The sequence below is a fragment of the Mycolicibacter sinensis genome (assembly GCF_001667945.1).
Lineage (GTDB): Bacteria > Actinomycetota > Actinomycetes > Mycobacteriales > Mycobacteriaceae > Mycobacterium > Mycobacterium sinense_B.
In genome coordinates this window covers 21,598-36,845 of sequence record NZ_LZJK01000130.1, presented here as the reverse complement: position 1 = coordinate 36,845, position 15,248 = coordinate 21,598, and the positions used below count along the sequence as shown (strand labels likewise).

At 67.4% G+C, this 15,248-nt stretch carries 17 protein-coding genes; 7 read left to right on the top strand and 10 right to left on the bottom strand.

The features are described from left to right. Positions 1-35: 35 nt before the first annotated feature. The 3 genes from upp to A5694_RS17055 all read right to left on the bottom strand — a co-directional run bounded on the left by upp (position 36) and on the right by A5694_RS17055 (position 3,700). The gene (gene upp / locus A5694_RS17065; RefSeq protein ID WP_064923301.1) at positions 36-668 is read right to left on the bottom strand and encodes a uracil phosphoribosyltransferase; all 633 of its coding nucleotides are present in this window, start codon (positions 666-668) and stop codon (positions 36-38) included. A gap of 19 nt (positions 669-687) precedes the next feature. Then, complete coding sequence (locus tag A5694_RS17060; protein ID WP_064923393.1) at positions 688-2,103, bottom strand: PE-PPE domain-containing protein; 1,416 nt, start codon at positions 2,101-2,103, stop codon at positions 688-690. 136 nt (positions 2,104-2,239) lie between these two features. Beyond that, positions 2,240-3,700 carry a PE-PPE domain-containing protein gene (locus A5694_RS17055; protein WP_064923299.1) on the bottom strand — a complete coding sequence of 487 codons (1,461 nt, stop codon included), beginning with the start codon at positions 3,698-3,700 and terminating at the stop codon, positions 2,240-2,242. A gap of 332 nt (positions 3,701-4,032) precedes the next feature. On the opposite strand from A5694_RS17055, the gene A5694_RS17050 reads away from it, so the two are divergent. Together A5694_RS17050 and A5694_RS17045 are read left to right on the top strand one after the other, a co-directional pair. After that, a complete protein-coding gene (locus tag A5694_RS17050) occupies positions 4,033-4,404 on the top strand; it encodes an SPW repeat domain-containing protein (protein ID WP_064923297.1) in 372 nt (123 codons plus the stop codon). A gap of 78 nt (positions 4,405-4,482) precedes the next feature. Continuing rightward, positions 4,483-5,181 (top strand): TetR/AcrR family transcriptional regulator, encoded by a 699-nt coding sequence (locus tag A5694_RS17045; protein ID WP_064923295.1) that lies wholly within the window; start codon positions 4,483-4,485, stop codon positions 5,179-5,181. Between the two features lie 320 nt (positions 5,182-5,501). On the opposite strand, the gene A5694_RS17040 is transcribed toward A5694_RS17045, so the two are convergent. The 3 genes from A5694_RS17040 to A5694_RS17030 all read right to left on the bottom strand — a co-directional run bounded on the left by A5694_RS17040 (position 5,502) and on the right by A5694_RS17030 (position 7,288). Next, positions 5,502-6,101: a carboxymuconolactone decarboxylase family protein gene (locus A5694_RS17040; protein ID WP_082952718.1), complete on the bottom strand. Its 600-nt coding sequence runs from the start codon at positions 6,099-6,101 to the stop codon at positions 5,502-5,504. Positions 6,102-6,332: 231 nt separating this feature from the next. After that, positions 6,333-6,731, bottom strand: coding sequence for a nitroreductase family deazaflavin-dependent oxidoreductase (locus A5694_RS17035; RefSeq protein ID WP_064923291.1), 399 nt, complete (start codon positions 6,729-6,731; stop codon positions 6,333-6,335). A gap of 26 nt (positions 6,732-6,757) precedes the next feature. Next, entirely contained in the window at positions 6,758-7,288 is a 531-nt protein-coding gene (locus A5694_RS17030) for a methyltransferase family protein (protein ID WP_064923289.1), read from the bottom strand. Positions 7,289-7,380: 92 nt separating this feature from the next. Here A5694_RS17030 and A5694_RS17025 point away from each other — a divergent pair, with 92 nt between their 5' ends. The 4 genes from A5694_RS17025 to satS all read left to right on the top strand — a co-directional run bounded on the left by A5694_RS17025 (position 7,381) and on the right by satS (position 11,558). Then, positions 7,381-7,992, top strand: a complete 612-nt coding sequence (locus tag A5694_RS17025) for a TetR family transcriptional regulator (RefSeq protein WP_064923287.1) — start codon at positions 7,381-7,383, stop codon at positions 7,990-7,992. An 82-nt stretch (positions 7,993-8,074) separates the two neighbouring features. Continuing rightward, a complete protein-coding gene (locus tag A5694_RS17020; protein WP_064923285.1) occupies positions 8,075-8,713 on the top strand; it encodes a TetR/AcrR family transcriptional regulator in 639 nt (212 codons plus the stop codon). Next, a complete protein-coding gene (locus A5694_RS17015; RefSeq protein WP_064923283.1) occupies positions 8,710-10,161 on the top strand; it encodes an FAD-dependent monooxygenase in 1,452 nt (483 codons plus the stop codon). Before A5694_RS17020 ends, A5694_RS17015 begins: the two co-directional genes overlap by 4 nt. Before the next feature lie 128 nt (positions 10,162-10,289). After that, positions 10,290-11,558, top strand: a complete 1,269-nt coding sequence (satS, locus tag A5694_RS17010; protein WP_064923281.1) for a protein export chaperone SatS — start codon at positions 10,290-10,292, stop codon at positions 11,556-11,558. 61 nt (positions 11,559-11,619) lie between these two features. On the opposite strand, the gene A5694_RS24725 is transcribed toward satS, so the two are convergent. Next, a complete protein-coding gene (locus tag A5694_RS24725; RefSeq protein ID WP_125224299.1) occupies positions 11,620-11,949 on the bottom strand; it encodes a hypothetical protein in 330 nt (109 codons plus the stop codon). On the opposite strand from A5694_RS24725, the gene A5694_RS24320 reads away from it, so the two are divergent. Then, the gene (locus tag A5694_RS24320; protein WP_234786392.1) at positions 11,942-12,346 is read left to right on the top strand and encodes an LGFP repeat-containing protein; all 405 of its coding nucleotides are present in this window, start codon (positions 11,942-11,944) and stop codon (positions 12,344-12,346) included. The two genes, A5694_RS24725 and A5694_RS24320, sit on opposite strands and share 8 nt — an antisense overlap. 64 nt (positions 12,347-12,410) lie before the next feature. Here A5694_RS24320 and A5694_RS17000 read toward each other — a convergent pair whose 3' ends face one another. Genes A5694_RS17000 through A5694_RS16990 form a run of 3 tightly spaced genes read right to left on the bottom strand, consistent with a single transcriptional unit; the run spans position 12,411 to position 15,186 of the window. Then, entirely contained in the window at positions 12,411-13,499 is a 1,089-nt protein-coding gene (locus A5694_RS17000) for an adenosine deaminase (protein WP_064923279.1), read from the bottom strand. Next, the gene (locus A5694_RS16995; protein WP_064923277.1) at positions 13,496-14,788 is read right to left on the bottom strand and encodes a thymidine phosphorylase; all 1,293 of its coding nucleotides are present in this window, start codon (positions 14,786-14,788) and stop codon (positions 13,496-13,498) included. The genes A5694_RS17000 and A5694_RS16995 overlap by 4 nt, the downstream gene beginning before the upstream one ends. Next, positions 14,779-15,186 carry a cytidine deaminase gene (locus tag A5694_RS16990; RefSeq protein ID WP_185746536.1) on the bottom strand — a complete coding sequence of 136 codons (408 nt, stop codon included), beginning with the start codon at positions 15,184-15,186 and terminating at the stop codon, positions 14,779-14,781. The genes A5694_RS16995 and A5694_RS16990 overlap by 10 nt, the downstream gene beginning before the upstream one ends. Between the last annotated feature and the right edge of the window lie 62 nt (positions 15,187-15,248).

The window sequence follows — 15,248 nt, the reverse complement described above, 5'->3', positions numbered from 1 at the left end:
CGCAGAAACAGTTGTCGCTGGAAGGCGGGCAACACCTACTGTGTCCAACGCGGGCCGAATTGCCGGTCGCCGGCGTCGCCGAGCCCCGGCACGATGAAGGCGTCGGCATTGAGCCCGTCGTCGACCGCCGCGGTGAACAGCCGCGCGGCCGGAGCGGCGACCTTAAGTGCCGCAACGCCTTCCGGGGCGGCCACCACGCACAGCACGGTGATGTCGGTCGCGCCGCGATCGACCAGCAGTCCGACGGTGTGCACCAGCGAGCCGCCGGTGGCCAGCATCGGATCCAGCACCATGACCGGTCGGGCGCCCAGATCCGTCGGCAGCGAGGCCAGATACGGCACCGGCAAGTGGCTGGCCTCATCACGTACCACCCCGACGAACCCGACCTCGGCTTCGGGGATCAGGGCGTGGACGGCGTCGACCATGCCCAGCCCGGCGCGCAACACCGGTACCAGCAGCGGCGGCCGCATCAGCCGAACCCCGACGGTGTCGGCCAGCGGGGTGCGCACACGGACCTGCTCACAGGGGGCATCGCGGGTGGCCTCGTAGGCCAGCATCCGGGTCAGGGCGCGCAGCGCCGACCGGAACGCCGCGTTGTCGCTGCCCTTGTCACGCAGAGTCGTCAGCCGCGCCGCGGCCAGCGGGTGGTCGACGACGCACACATCCACGGGCTCACACCATACGGCGTCAGGCGTCGAGGTAGTTGAGGATGCTGAAGCCCAGCCCGACCAGGTCCAGCAGCGGCTGGGCGGAGATCAGCGGCGCCCCGTTAAAGATGGCGTCGGGCCCCAGCACGTCGAGCAGGTTCCACTGGGCGGCCAGGTCGTGCCACCCGGTGAGCAGCGCCTGGTCCAGCTCGATCGTGAGGTGATAGCCCGTCAGTAGCGAGTCGACGACTCCCTGCGACAGCGGAGCCTGCCCGGCGAAGTCCAGCAGGTTATTGAAGGTGTTGGTCAGGCTCTGCACACCGGCGTACTGCATTCCGGCCAGCATCTGCAGCGGGTCCATGCGCAGCAGGAACCCGGCGACCCCGGTGTCCTCGGACAGGTGCCCGGTCGCGGTGACCGCCCAGGAGCCGGCCGCGCCGATCGGGTCCACCCCGTCGACGGTGATGCCGGCGTCCGGGGCGCCGGGGTTGCCGTAGGACCAGTCGATGGCGACCTTCAGCAGGGGCGCGAGCGCGTCACCGACCAGCTTGCCGACATCACCGAGCCCGTAAAGGGGCCCGAGGATCGGCAACTGCGCGGTGGGCAGCATGTAGAAGTCGTTCGACCCGATCGAACCGAGGTCGATCGCGTTGCCGAGGTTGTCGTTGAAGTAAGCGCCGTGCACCGCCGGGATTCCCATCAGCGCGTTGGCCACGGCCAGCAGGTTGGTGGGGTCCAGCGGGAAGTTGGACCAGCCGTCGTATTCGGTGCTGTAGATGCTGGCCGAGAAGTCGGTCGGGCCCGCGCCGATGCCCACCGGGATGCCCAGGAACGGGATGTGCTGCATGCTCCCGTCCAGGCCGTCGGCGAAGTGCAGCCGGCTCAGAATGCCGCCGATCGGGCTGTTCGGGTCACCGATCAGCACGAAGTGCAGGTTGTCCGGGTCGTATGAACCGCCTGGCACGTCGGCGAGCAGCTTCTGCATCGCCAGCGTGGAGACCACCGCGCTCTGCGAGTAGCCGAAGACCGTGACGAGATCGCCGGCCTCCAGTTGGGGGCGGATCGCGGCGTCCAGGTTGGCCGCGCCCTGCGCGAGTGAGTCCGCGAAGTTCAACTGCGGGACCGGCAGCGGCTGGCAGACGATCGGGCAGAACTGCTCGGGGGTGACCAGGCCCTCGAAGTTGTAGCCGGCGAACGTCGACTGCCCGGCGAACCAGGGGTCCGCGGGCTGCAGGTAGAACTGCCGCACCAAGTCCATGTAATTGCCCACCGTCGGGTCGGACTGGCCGGTGCCGGTCATGATCCAGCCCTCACCGGCCAGCAGCACGATGTCGGCGACCAACTTCTCCAGCCGGTAGGCCAGCGCCGGTGACAACAGCGACGACAGGGCCAGCACGAGGGCGCAGAGCGCGGCCAGCAGAGTGGCGCCCGCCGCGTGCAGTCGCTGAGCCTTCATCACAGACCTCCCGGTGGCCGCGGTTTGTATCGCCAGACGATTCATATCGATCTATAAGGCGAATTTCAGGCTTCACCTTAGGGAGAAAACGCGCGTTGTCAAATGCGCGCTGCGAGCGGGTCCCGGGACCGGCTTGCTAGGCGCCGAAGACGTTGAAGATGTCGAAGCCCACCCCGACCAGGGCCAGCAGCCCGTCACCGGGGACGCCCACCCCGCTCAGCACCGCGTCGGGGCCCAGCACATCGCCCAGGTCCATCGAGTCGGCCAGGCTGCTCCAGCCGTCGAGCACGAACTTGTCGATCGAATTGACCAAGTCATAGCCGGTGATGACCTGCAGAAAGTCGGTGATACCGGTGATGGTGGCGATGTCCGAGGCCGACAGGGTGCCGCCGTTGGCCGCGGCAGCGACATCCGCCCACGGGCCGACGAGGCTTTGGATCAGCGCGTTCTGGGTGCCGGCCAGCATCTGCAGCGGGTCCATCTTCATGAACAGGCCCATCACGCCGGAACCGTCATAGAGCTCGCCGGTCGGCGTCATCGCCCACGGCCCGCCGGCCACCCCGAACGCCTGCTGATAGGCGCTGCCGTTGATGAACTCGCCGGCCGGAATCTTGTAGAGCCCGTTGACGTCCGGGTCGCCGGCGTTGCCGTAGCCCCAGTTGATGAACAACCGCGCCCAAGGCGAGAAGAAATCACCGAAGAACTGCCCGGCGGTCCCGCCGTTGAACATGAACTGCAGGATCGGCAGGTTCTGCGGGATCATGTAGAAGTTGGCGTCGCCGATGGTGCCGACGCTGATCGCACTGGCCAGCTGCTCGGCGCTGTAGAGCGGGTAGTACGGGTGCACGGTCAGAATGCCGATCAGCGCGTTGATCACGGCCAGGAGATTGGTCGGGTCCTGCGGGAAGTTGGCCCAGCCGTCGTATTCGCCGGTGTAGATGTCGGTCGAGATGTGGTCGGTGGGCGTGGGCGCCAGGCTCACCGGGATGTTCACGAACGGCACGTGCTGGTCGTCGGGGAACTGGAAGCGGTCCAGGATGCCGCCGATCGCGTTGTTGGGGTCACCGATCAGCACGAAGTGCAGGTTGCCCAGCTGATCCAGGGTCGGGTAGCCCGCCGCCCCGGCGTTGGCGATCAGGTCGTTCATCTCGATGGTGCTGATGGTGGCGCTCTGGGAGTAACCGAACACGGTGACGTTGTCGCCCGCCAGCAGCTGCGGAAGGATCGAGGAATTCAGCGCGGCCACACCGGCATTCAGCGAGTCGCCGAAGTTCAGCGACGGCTGACCCGGGATGCACACGAACGGGCAGAACTGCTCGGGGGTGGTCAGGCCCTCGAAGTTATAGCCGGGGAAGGACGGCTGGCCGTTGAAGAGCGGCGATGACGGTTGCAGGTAGTTCGCGAGGATCTGGCTGATGTAGGAGCCGACGGTGGGATCGGGTACGCCGGTGCCGCTCATGATCCAGCCTTCGTCGGCCAGTAACGCGAGCTCGTCAAGGACCAGAGGGGCCTCGACCGCCGCGGTCGCACTCACCACGATGGCGCCGGCAGTGGCTACCAGTACCGAACCCACTGAACGCAGCCGTGAGTGTGTCATTGCGGATCTTCCCTTAGCCTGGGCGCCCGCGGCTGTCCAGGGCCGACGGTATCGCGTCCATAATGCACGCGGTAACCCTGGCCGGCGCGGGTATCGACAATTTTCAATCCAGCCGTTTCGCGACGAAATACGCCCGAGGTTCGCTGTCAACCGTCGCAGTGTTGCGCTGCCGCTGTTTGCACCCCAAAGCGGCCCTTGACGGCCAAGTGGCGGATGTCGCACTCAACCCCACCCCGGAGAAGTCGCGCTCGGACTTGACTGATTAGTCAGTCAGGCGCAGACTTCACTGTGTTCGGCTCATCGCGCCGAATGACCTGAGAGGAGAAACCCGCATGAACAAGATCCGCTGGATGGACTGGACTAATCTGGCGCTCGGCCTTTACCTGCTCTGCGTTCCCCTGTTCACGGCGAACAGCGGGAATGGATCGACCATTTGGGTGGCGGAAGTCGGCGGCGCCACGATCCTGCTGCTGGCGATCTGGGCGCTCGCCGCGCCGAGCCAGTCCACGGCAGAGTGGGCCCAATCAATCGTCGGCGTGTGCGTGCTGGTGTCGCCGTTCGCGTTCTCCTACGCTGAGTTGTCCGGTGCCGCATGGAATGCGTACACGGTCGGCGCTGCGGTCGCTGCGCTTGCCCTCACCGGACTGCCGGCGGTGAAACGAAATCGCTCGTCGGCCCGGACGCCCGAACGCGTCCGCAGCTGACACCACTGGTCTGGGGCCGACACCAGCATCCGGTGTCGGCCTCAAGGCGGGTCCGACAAGGAAGGTAGGCCCGGGAACGTGAGTGCCGACAATGGGGACGCTCCAGCGACGTCAGTAGCCAGCGGACCCTCCGCGGCAAAACCGGCCACCGCGGAAGCGCCGGCGCGGACGCGGATTCTCGATGCCGCCGTAGATCTTTTCGCCGAGTTCGGCTTCGATCGAACCTCGACCGCGCGCATCGCCAAACATGCCGGGGTGCCCAGCGGCCTGATTTTCTACCATTTCTCCACGAAGATCGAGCTGTTGTTGACCGTGGTGCGCGAACGGGCACCGCTGGTGGAGTTCTCGGAGTCGGACCTCGATGATCTGCCTACCGGCGACCTGCAAGGCGTGATCACAGCGATCTGGGGTCGCCTGCTTGACCGGCTCAAGGAGCACAGCGCGGTACGGAACATCATCTTCCGCGAACTCGCATCGCACCCGCTGGTGCGGCAACGGGTGCGCGAAATGCAAGATGGCGGTACGTCGGTTATCGCACGACGGTTGGCTGCGGTCGCTGGCATCGGCGGTGATCCGCCGCCCGAATTCGACACCGCTGCCCGGCTATTGGTGAGCACCGCCATCCTCGGTTCGGTGGTCCGCAATGATGTCCAGGACGCCCAGACCGCCGACCCGTTGGCGTTAGCGCGGCTGATCACACCCGGTCTCCTTGCGGCGGCTTCCGCCGGCGATGACCCCGCACAATCAACGCGATCGAGACGCCGCGGCAAGAAGTGATGCCGTCTGCCGGACGTGCGCCTACGCCTTGCGGTTCACGGCGATTCCCGCGAGCAGCCTTTCGGTCAAAGTGAGGCGCTGCACGCGGGATCCGACACGGCGTCGAAGAATCCGCGGCAGCCCGGTACGAAGCTCTGCCAGCTGTTGTCGCCGCGCGCTGACCGCGATCCTCGACCGCCACGGGGCTGACGCCGTGGCGCTGTACCTGGGTACCCGCTAGCGCACGACATCGCCACGACGCTGTACAGCAGTGCGGCGATGCGCGCGGTGGGTTCCCGCACCCCGACGGTGTGGGCAGTGTAGAGCCGACCGTGGTCTGATCAGTCGGGACGAACCCGAATCCGCGCCAGTGTCCGGTAGGCGCGCCAAGCCTTGGCCATCCCGTACTCGGCCACCAGAAGCAGTACGGCGTTGATCTGCCCCGGCCCTGCGCCGGCCGCCTCAGCCAGTTCCACGTGCAGAGCAAAGGATTCGTCGAGGGTCTGATTCAGTACGTCGGTAGCCAGACAGCTCAATGCGCGTTCCCGCTGCGATAGCTCGGGATCATCGCTCCAGCGCTGCCGAAACTGCTCGGCAACGAAGGCGGCGAAGTCCGGGTTCAGGGCGGTGAGCTCGTCGACGACCTCAGCGGGAAGCTGTCGGCTCTCGGCCATCCGTGGGGTGTCGGCCGTCGCGCCCGGGTCGACGAGCCGCTGCAGTGCGACCGCCGCCGTCGGATAGCCGACGTACGGGGCCAGGTGCCGGATCGCAGCGATACAGTCGACCGCGGTGACCCCATTGGCACCCGCCATCTGAACGTGGGTTGCCAGGGCGAATCCTAGGTTGGCCGTGCATAAGTCGGCGGCGAGAAAGACGAATGCCTTCTCGCGCATGGTCAGCTGCGGCAGCGACCAGGCGTGCCGGCCGACCTCGATGGCCATCCGAGCGAAAGCCGGATCGAGGCCCTCTACTTGGTCCTGATGGGCCAGCTTCACCGCGCCGCCTCCTCACGGAGCAGGAACCTGCGGCGGCGCTGGCACTGGACCGATAGGATCAGGCCGGGGATAAACACCGTCAGCACCGCCGGGCCCGCCGGTTTGCCCATCCGGCGCCGCTGATATGCACACATCCTCAACCGCCTTCCGTCCACCGTGCTTCGGGTAGCACCTACGTCAATAACTTTCGTCGACAGCCGGATCCGGTGTGAGATCGAGGAAATCGGCGACATGCAGGGCGCGCAATATCCGGCGTTCGAACCGCCTGACGCCCGAGCGGGTCGGGTCGTGGACCAGCCGAGGTGCCGTGAGCGTCAGTCTGCGTCCGCGGGTTCGCAATTGGCAGCCGCCGGCCGCCACGACGTTTTTCACCCAATCGGAGTCGGGCCCATAGGTCAGCGCGATCCGGACTCCGGTGGCGGTGGTGAAGACGTTGACGGGAGTCTCGTAGATTCGCCCGGAGCGGCGGCCCCGGTGCTGGACCACGCCGAACCCCGGCGCCCGGGGAGCGATCCGACGGGCGATCCGGTTCAGCCCCACCCGATTCCAGCGGGCGATCACTTTCGGGAATGGCATGGCGTTCCTCCTGTGCCCGGACGGTTTCAGCTGCGGTGCGGTTGGTCGACGGGCGTCCACGCGGTGACCCGCGGAATCCAGCGCGGCACATGGCGGCGGTAGGCGTCATAGTCGGCGCCGAACCGCCGGGCCAGGTGCGGCTCTTCGAAAACTGGAACGGCGATCACGACCAGCGTGCAGAACAACGCGAACCAGGCGAGCAACCAGGGGGATGCGGCGATGGCGGCGGTACCCAGTTGGATGCTGAACACCGCGGTCATCATCGGGTTGCGGACACGCCGGTAGGGCCCGCGCACCACCAGGTGGATCGGTGTTCCGACGGCCAGTGCTCCCTCACCGACCCGGTCGAACAACAGCACGGTCCACACCAGAAACCACAGCCCGAAAGCGACCAGCACGCCGCCAGTGACGATCAGCATCAGGCCGGTGCCGGTCCCCGGATCTGGAGCGTCGATGCCGGCGAACGCCACGATCAGCGCCGGGATGAACACCGTCATCGTTGCGGGGGCGATTAGTACGGAGATCAGGTGGTTCACCCACAATCGCCGCTTTGCCATCTACGCACCCCTTTCTTCAACGACTGTTCAAGAAACGACGGTACGCTGCGGCGCTCCGATACGTCAACAGGCGTTGAAGTAAGCTGTCCGATATGGCGGACTCCGGCCGCGCCGGCCGGTGGCGCACCGGCCAGCAGAACAAGCAGCGCATCATCGAGGCCGCGCGTGAGCACTTCATGCGCGATGGCTACGAACAAGCCACCGTGCGCCGGATCGCCGCCGACGCCCGGGTAGATGTCGCGATGGTGTACTACTTCTTCGGCAACAAAGAAGGCCTGTTCAGCGCGTCTGTGCTCGACGTGCCCGAGCATCCCCTGCATCAGTTGGCCACCCTGCTTGACGAGGGGCCAGAAGAGATCGGCCCGCGACTGGTGCGGCATTTCCTCGAACGCTGGGACGAAGGCTCCCTGTTCGACCCGCTGCTGACCCTGTGGCGTTCGGCAGCCATCCAACCGTTGGCGCGCAAGCTGTTACACGACACCCTGGCCGGCCCGGTCGCAGAACGAGTGCATGCCGAGTTCGGAGTGGACAAAGCGGTCCTGCGCGTCGAACTGGTCACTGTGCACCTGTTGGGCCTGGCCTTCGCGCGTTACCAACTCAAGATCGAACCACTCGCCTCCGCAGCGGCCGAGGAGCTGGTCGCGTGGATCGGCCCCACCGTGCAGCGCTATCTCACCGGGCCTCCCCCGGAATCCACCGGCTGACACTCGCCGGTTGCGCGGGCCCCGCCCACGGCCTATCGTACCGAACCGTACCGTTCGGTTCGATGGGCGAGAGGCGGGGCGCGTGCCGCAGCAGAACAGAAACGACAGCAAGGTTCAACAGATCCGGCGGGCCGCCCAAACGCTGTTCCTACGGCACGGGTTCGCCAGCGTGAGCACCGCCGCCCTGGCCCAGGAGGCCGGCGTCTCCAAAGAGACGCTGTATTCCCGCTACCCCAGCAAGGAGGCCGTGCTCGCCGACGTCCTGGAGCACCTGATTATCGCCGGCGAGGGCACGATCAGCGCGCCGTCGCCGGAGCTGACCACACGCGCCGATCTCGACCGGGCGCTGCGGACCCTGGCCGGGGAGCTGGGCGCCGAGCTGATACAGCGCGACTACATCGAGCTGGCGCGCATAGTGATCGCCGAGACGCCCAGGCTGCCCCGAGTGGGCGAGATCTTTCGACAAGCCGTGGCAGAACGAGCGTTTCGGCATACCTCAGAATTACTGGTCGCCGGCCAGGACGCCGGTCTGGTCCGTGATGTCGACACCATGGCCGCCGCGCGCATGTTCGTGGGCCCGCTCGTACTGCACGCGCTGACCAAGGTGCTGCTGGTGGCACCGAGCGCAGCCCAAGAGCCGCCTGAACCGCTAGACGTCGGGACGCACGTCGACCTGTTCCTCGCCGCGGTCGCCACACCCGCCCCGAAGGAGCAGCGATGAACCCCGACGTATTGATCGTCGGTGCCGGGCCCACCGGGCTGACACTGGCCGTGGAATTGGCCCGCCGCGGCGTCGGCGTGCGCATCGTCGACGCGGCGGCCTCCCCCACCACCGAGACCCGCGCCCTCGGCGTTCAGCCCCGCACCCTGGAACTCTTCGAGCGACTGGGACTGGCCGAGGCGGCGAGGACCGGCGGCGTGTGTGTCACCGACTTTCAGGTGTTCAGCGAAGGGAGACGGATGCTGCACCTGGACCTGCGGGGCTTGCCCAGCGCCTATCCGTACCTGCTGATGCTGCCGCAGCCGAAAGTCGAGTCACTACTGGCGGCCAGGCTCGCCGAGTGCGGTGTCGTGGTGGAACGCCGGGTCGAAGTCACCACGCTGAGGCAGCGGCCCGACGCGGTCGAGGTCGACCTGCGCCACGCTGACGGTGTGGCCGAGCGGGCTGCGGTGCGGTGGCTAGTGGGCTGCGACGGCGCGCACAGCACCGTCCGTCACCGGCTCGGCGTGCCGTTTCTCGGTGCCGCCTTGGAGGAGAACTTCGCCGTGGCCGACGTCCGCATGGACTGGCCGCTGCCGCACGACGTGTTCTTCTCCTTTCTCGACCGCGGAAATTTCGTCGCCTACTTCCCGATGCCGGGCGGCCTGCACCGGCTCACGATCGCTTATCGGCCTGGCGAAGCCCCGCCCGGGCACGTGACGTTCGACGAGCTACAGACCGCGGTCGCCCGCTGCGCACCACCGGCATCGCGTGTCGGCGACATCACCTACGCCGGTCGATTTCAGATCAATCAGCGCAGGGTGGCCCGACATCGTGTGGGACGGGTGTTCTTGGCCGGCGACGCCGCCCATGTGCACTCGGTGGTCGGCGGGCAGGGCATGAACACCGGCATCCAAGATGCGTTCAACCTGGGGTGGAAGTTGGCGGCCGTCATTGCCGGTCGAGCGCACCACAATCTGCTGGACAGCTATGCCACCGAGCGTGCACCGGTCGCGCATCGGCTCGTCGCCGGGACCCGGCGGGCAACACGGGTCACCTTGCTGCGCAATCCGATTGCATGCGCGGCACGGCGTCACATCGCTCCGCACGTGACGTCGCAGCCCACCGTGCAGCGCATCCTTTGCCGGGCGCTGACCCAGCTCGACGTGTCTTACCGCGACGGAACCGGCGGCACCAACGATTCCCGTCTTGCGGTCGGTGATCGCTTTCCGCAGGTCCATGCGTTGCATCCGACGAAGTACACGCTGCAGGTACGCGGAGTCGAACCGCCGGGCCTTCGCCGGGTCCTCGACGGCTACCTGGATCTGATCGACGTCCAGCACCTGACCGACTCCCCCGGCTCGGGATTGCTCCTGGTCCGCCCCGACGGCTACATCGCCGTGCTGGACGGCAGTCTCGCCGACCTCGACGCCTATCTGCACAGTTGTGGTGACCGGACACTGAGTTGAAAGCGATCGAATGCGAGCCGGCGGCGGTGCCCGCGACACCATCGGTGTCACGATCCTGCTTCCATGACGGACACATCGAGGCGACCTGACCGGGCAACCCTGACTCCGACGCCGTTATCCTTTGCCGCATGGCAGCTGACCTCGTACCGATCCGTCTTGCGGTGACCGCCGGTGACCGCTACACCCTGTGGGCGCCGCGCTGGCGTGACGCCGGTGACGAGTGGGAGGCGTTCCTGGGCAAGGACGAAGACCTGTACGGGTTCACCACCGCGGCCGACCTGGTGGCGTTCGTGCGCACCAATACCGACAACGACCTGGCGGATCACCCCGCCTGGCAGCGGCTGGTCGAGGCCAACGCCCACAAGCTCAACCCGGCCGCCAACCGCCACTACGACCTGATCGCGGTCGAAGAACTGCTGGCCGACAAGCCGACCAAGAAGTCCGTGCGCGCGGTCGCCGACGCGATGGAGATCGTCTCGTCGATCGGGTCGGTGTGCGACCTGACCACAGTGACGAAGTTCTTCAACGGCAACCCGAGCCTGGGCACGCTGGCCGGCGGCGTCGACAACTTCACCGGCCGGGCCGGCCGCAAGCGGTGGAACGCGATCGCCGAGATCGTCGGCCGCAGCTGGGGTAACGTGCTGGCCGCGGTCGAAGACATCATCAGCACGCCGGACGTCGACGCCGCGGCGTCATCGAAGGCGGCCGACGAGCTGGCCGAAGAGCCCCCGGTCGAGCTGGAGGAGACGGCCCCCGAGGACACCGGCGACACCGCAGACGCCGACTTGGACGAGACGGCCGCCGTGATCACCGAGCAGGCCACCGGCGACCGGGTGGTGCTCGGCGGCGACGCGGATTTCTGGACCAAGGTCGGTATCGACCCGATCCGGATCATCACCGACAACGGGACGTTCTTCACGCTGCGCTGCTACCTCGGCGAGCAGCCGGTGTTCCTGGGCCGCAACGGCCGGATCAGCGTGTTCGGCTCCGAGCGCGGCCTGGCCCGCTACTTGGCCGACGAGCACGATCACGACCTGTCGGACCTGAGCACCTATGACGACATCCGCACCGCCGCCACCGATGGCTCGCTGGCGATCGAGATCACCGACGACAACGTCTACGTGCTCTCGGGCATGGTCGACGACCTGACCGACGGCCCGGATGCGGTTGACCGCGAGCAACTCGAGCTGGCCGTGGAGTTCCTGCAGGATGTCGGCATCTACGCCGAGGACGGCATCGTCAGCGAAACCCTCAAACCGGACCGCGCCCTGGGCCGGCTGGTCAGCTATGTGCTCGACCCGGAATCGGTGGCCGCTCCGCAGCGCCCGTTCGCTCCTGCGGTCAAGGAATGGGAACAACTCGAGCAGTTCGTGCAGTCCCGGCTGCGTCGCGAGTAGCGCTCGAGCGGGCATTTTCACCGCGCACCGCGGGCGCGCCCACGTCGAAGCGGCCCGCAGGTCAGATATGCGGATATTGCAGGAATTCGCTGATAATTGCCGCATTCGTTTGCTCATTTTCATTGCCGAGTGGTCGTATCCCCGATAGCATCTGGCCCGATAACCCTCTGGCCGGGCCGTGTCTTTGCGGGGCCCTTCCAAATTCGAAAGGACTACACATGCGCAAGGCAACACAACGAGCCGCAGCTGTATCCGCCGCGGTTTTGGGTATCGCATTGATCGGCACGGGTTGCAGTAACGACAACGCCAAAGAGAAGACCGGCGACGCGTTGAGTTCGGCCAGTTCGGTTGCCTCCTCGGCCAGCTCGGTGATCTCGTCGGCGATGAGCACCCCCGCCGAGGAGAGCGGCGCCGCCAGCTCCACCGAGATGACCGGCGCGGACGGCAAGGAGTACACCGTCTCCGGCCCGATCCTGGCCAAGCTGGACTCCCTGGACGCCGCCGCCAAGCAGGACCTGGGCGAGCCCACCGGCGCCGAGCAAAAGAACCCCGACGGCGGCATCTTCCAGCAGTTCGACGGCGGCGTGATCGTGCACACCACCCGGTCGTATGTGGTGTGGGGCAAGATCCGCGACAAGTGGAACGAGCTGGGCGGCTCGCAGGGCAAGCTCGGTTACCCGACCAGCGATGAGACCACCAACGCCGACGGCTCCAAGCAGACCACCTTCGAGCACGGCATCATCACCTGGAAGCAGGGCGACCCGGAGGCCACTGTCACCGAGCACTGATCTCGCGCGAACCTTTTGACGACGGCCGGGCAATCGCACTCGCGATTGTCCGGCTTTCGTCGTTTCAGCCGACCAGCACCGCGAATCGCGGCTTGATCACTTCCTCGATGATCTCCACCCGCTGGTCGAACGGGATGAATGCCGACTTCATCGCATTCACCGTGAACCGCTGCAGATCGGTCCAGCCGTAGCCGAACGTGTCGGCCAGCACCAGCATCTCCTTGCTCATGGTGGTGTCGCTCATCAACCGGTTGTCGGTATTGACCGTCACCCGCAATCGGGCGCGCGCCAGCAGGTCGAACGGGTGCTCGGCGATGCTGCCGACGGCGCCGGTCTGCACATTGGAGCTCGGACACAATTCCAACGGAATCCGCTTGTCCCGCAGGATCGCCGCCAGCCGGCCCAACCGCACCGCTCCGTCCTCGCCGACGGTGATGTCGTCGGTGATGCGCACCCCGTGGCCGAGCCGGTCGGCGCCGCAGAACGCGATCGCCTCGTGGATCGACGGCAGCCCGAAGGCTTCACCGGCGTGAATCGTGAAGCGGGCGTTGTGGTCTCGCATGTACTCGAACGCATCCAGGTGCCGGCTGGGCGGATGGCCGGCCTCGGCGCCGGCGATGTCGAAGCCGACCACGCCCTTGTCGCGGAACCGGATGGCCAGCTCGGCGATCTCCCGGGACAGCGCGGCATGCCGCATCGCGGTGACCAGGCAGCGCACCGTGATCTCCCGGCCGGCGGCCGCGGCTTGGCGCTCCCCGTCGGCGAACCCGGCCAGCACCGCATCGGTTACCTCGTCGAACGACAGCCCGCCCTCGATGTGCAATTCGGGCGCGAACCGGACTTCGGCGTAGACGACGTTGTCGGCGGCCAGGTCCTCCACGCATTCGCGGGCCACCCGGTGCAGCGCGTCGGGAGTCTGCATCACCGCCACGGTGTGGCTGAACGGCTCCAGATAGCGCTCCAGCGAACCACTGTGCGAGCGGGTGCGAAACCAGGTCGCCAGCTCGTCGGGGTCGGTGCTGGGCAGCCCGTCGTAGCCGACCTGCCCGGCGATGTCGACGACGGTGGCCGGGCGAAGCCCCCCGTCCAGGTGGTCGTGCAGCAGCGCCTTGGGTGCCTGCCGGATCATCTCCAGGTTCAGCGGTGTGGTCATGGGATGGCTCCGATGATCAGTGGCCGCGGGGCCGTCGGGGTGTTCGGGACATCTGGGACGACGCGGTAGCCGCCGTCCAGCTCGGCACGCGCTGGCCCGAACCGTTCGGGGGTGTCGGTGTAGAGCGTGAACAGCGGCTCGCCGGCGCACACGGGCTCGCCCGGCCGACGGTGGATCCGCACCCCGGCCCCGGCCTGCACCCGCTGCCCCGGGCGGGAACGGCCCGCTCCCAGCCGCCATGCCGTCATACCCACCGCCATCGCGTCGATTTCCCCCATTGTGCCGCCCGCCGATGCCGTGATGGTCTCCGAACATGCCGCGACCGGCAGCGGAACGCTCAGATCACCGCCCTGGGCGGTGACCATCGCGACGAAGGCGTCCATCGCGGTGCCGTCGGCCAGCGTGACCGCTGGGTCCTTGTCGCTGATCCCCGCCAGCGCAAGCATCTCGGCGGCCAGCCGCACTGTCAGCGCCACCACGTCGTCGGGGCCGCCACCGGCCAGCACGTCGAGGGCCTCGGCGACCTCGAGGGCATTGCCGACGGTGGCCCCGAGCGGGCGGTTCATGTCGGTGAGCAGGGCGCGGGTGGGCACCCCGTGCGCGGCGCCGAGTTCGACCATCAGCTCGGCCAGCTCGGTGGCCTGCGGGACGGATTTCATGAAGGCACCCGAGCCGACCTTGACGTCCAAGACCAGCGCCCCGGCACCTTCGGCCAGCTTCTTGCTCATCACCGAGCTGGCGATCAGCGGCAGCGACTCCACGGTGGCGGTGATGTCGCGCAGCGCGTAGAGCTTGGCGTCGGCGGGCGCCAGGGCGCCGGCGGCGAAGATCGCCGCCCCGACATCGGTGAGCTGCGCCCGCAGCCGCGCCGTCGACAGCGTGGGATCGAAGCCCGCGATCGCCTCGAGCTTGTCCAGGGTGCCGCCGGTGTGGCCCAGGCCGCGCCCGGAGGCCTGCGGCACCGCCGCCCCGCAGGCGGCGACCACCGCGACCAGCGGCAGGGTGATCTTGTCGCCCACCCCGCCGGTGGAGTGTTTGTCGACGGTGGGACGGCCCAGATCGCAGAAGTCCATCCGCTCCCCCGAGGCGATCATCGCCGCGGTCCAGCGCGCGGTTTCGCCGGCGTCCATGCCGCGCAGGAAGATCGCCATCAGCAGCGCCGCCATCTGCTCCTCGGCGATCGTGCCGGCGGTGTAGGCGCCGATCAGCCAGTCGATCGCGGCGTCGGTCAGGCGGTGGCCGTCGCGTTTGGTGGCGATCAGCGTCGGCGCGTCGAAGGTCACCCCCATGCGTCGGGTCCGAAGGCGTCCGGCAGCAGGTCGGCCAGTCGCCGCGCACCGGCCGGGTGGTCGATGAGCAGCTGCGGTCCGCCGTGTTCGAGCAGCACCTGGCGGCACCGGCCGCAGGGCATCAGCAACTTGCCGGCAACGTCGGTGCACGACAGTGCCGCCAGCCGACCGCCCCCGGCGGTGTGCAGCGCAGCGACCACCCCGCACTCGGCGCACAGGCCCAGGCCATATGAGACATTTTCCACATTGCAGCCGGTGAACAGCCGTCCGTCGACAGTCAACGCCGCCGCCCCGACTCGCAGCCCCGAATACGGCGCGTAGGCGTTCGCAGCGACCGAAATTGCGTTGCGCCGCAACAGGTCCCAGTCGACTACGCCCGACACCTCAGCTGCGCCCATATCGTTGCCAGTACATCGCGCCGTCCCGTCCATCCGCAGCTATTTGTCGAATTTCACCCTAA

What these genes read in the sequence shown, in the direction of transcription:
- A5694_RS24320 (WP_234786392.1), top strand. Translation starts at nt 11,942, where the DNA reads ATGAGCACCCCCGCCGAGGAGAGCGGCGCCGCCAGCTCCACCGAGATG.
- satS (WP_064923281.1), top strand. Translation starts at nt 10,290, where the DNA reads ATGGCAGCTGACCTCGTACCGATCCGTCTTGCGGTGACCGCCGGTGAC.
- A5694_RS17030 (WP_064923289.1), bottom strand. Translation starts at nt 7,288, where the DNA reads ATGGCAAAGCGGCGATTGTGGGTGAACCACCTGATCTCCGTACTAATC.
- A5694_RS17040 (WP_082952718.1), bottom strand. Translation starts at nt 6,101, where the DNA reads ATGGCCATCGAGGTCGGCCGGCACGCCTGGTCGCTGCCGCAGCTGACC.
- A5694_RS17000 (WP_064923279.1), bottom strand. Translation starts at nt 13,499, where the DNA reads ATGACCACACCGCTGAACCTGGAGATGATCCGGCAGGCACCCAAGGCG.
- A5694_RS17050 (WP_064923297.1), top strand. Translation starts at nt 4,033, where the DNA reads ATGAACAAGATCCGCTGGATGGACTGGACTAATCTGGCGCTCGGCCTT.
- A5694_RS16995 (WP_064923277.1), bottom strand. Translation starts at nt 14,788, where the DNA reads ATGGGGGTGACCTTCGACGCGCCGACGCTGATCGCCACCAAACGCGAC.
- A5694_RS17055 (WP_064923299.1), bottom strand. Translation starts at nt 3,700, where the DNA reads ATGACACACTCACGGCTGCGTTCAGTGGGTTCGGTACTGGTAGCCACT.
- A5694_RS17015 (WP_064923283.1), top strand. Translation starts at nt 8,710, where the DNA reads ATGAACCCCGACGTATTGATCGTCGGTGCCGGGCCCACCGGGCTGACA.
- A5694_RS17035 (WP_064923291.1), bottom strand. Translation starts at nt 6,731, where the DNA reads ATGCCATTCCCGAAAGTGATCGCCCGCTGGAATCGGGTGGGGCTGAAC.
- A5694_RS17060 (WP_064923393.1), bottom strand. Translation starts at nt 2,103, where the DNA reads ATGAAGGCTCAGCGACTGCACGCGGCGGGCGCCACTCTGCTGGCCGCG.
- A5694_RS16990 (WP_185746536.1), bottom strand. Translation starts at nt 15,186, where the DNA reads ATGGGCGCAGCTGAGGTGTCGGGCGTAGTCGACTGGGACCTGTTGCGG.
- A5694_RS17025 (WP_064923287.1), top strand. Translation starts at nt 7,381, where the DNA reads ATGGCGGACTCCGGCCGCGCCGGCCGGTGGCGCACCGGCCAGCAGAAC.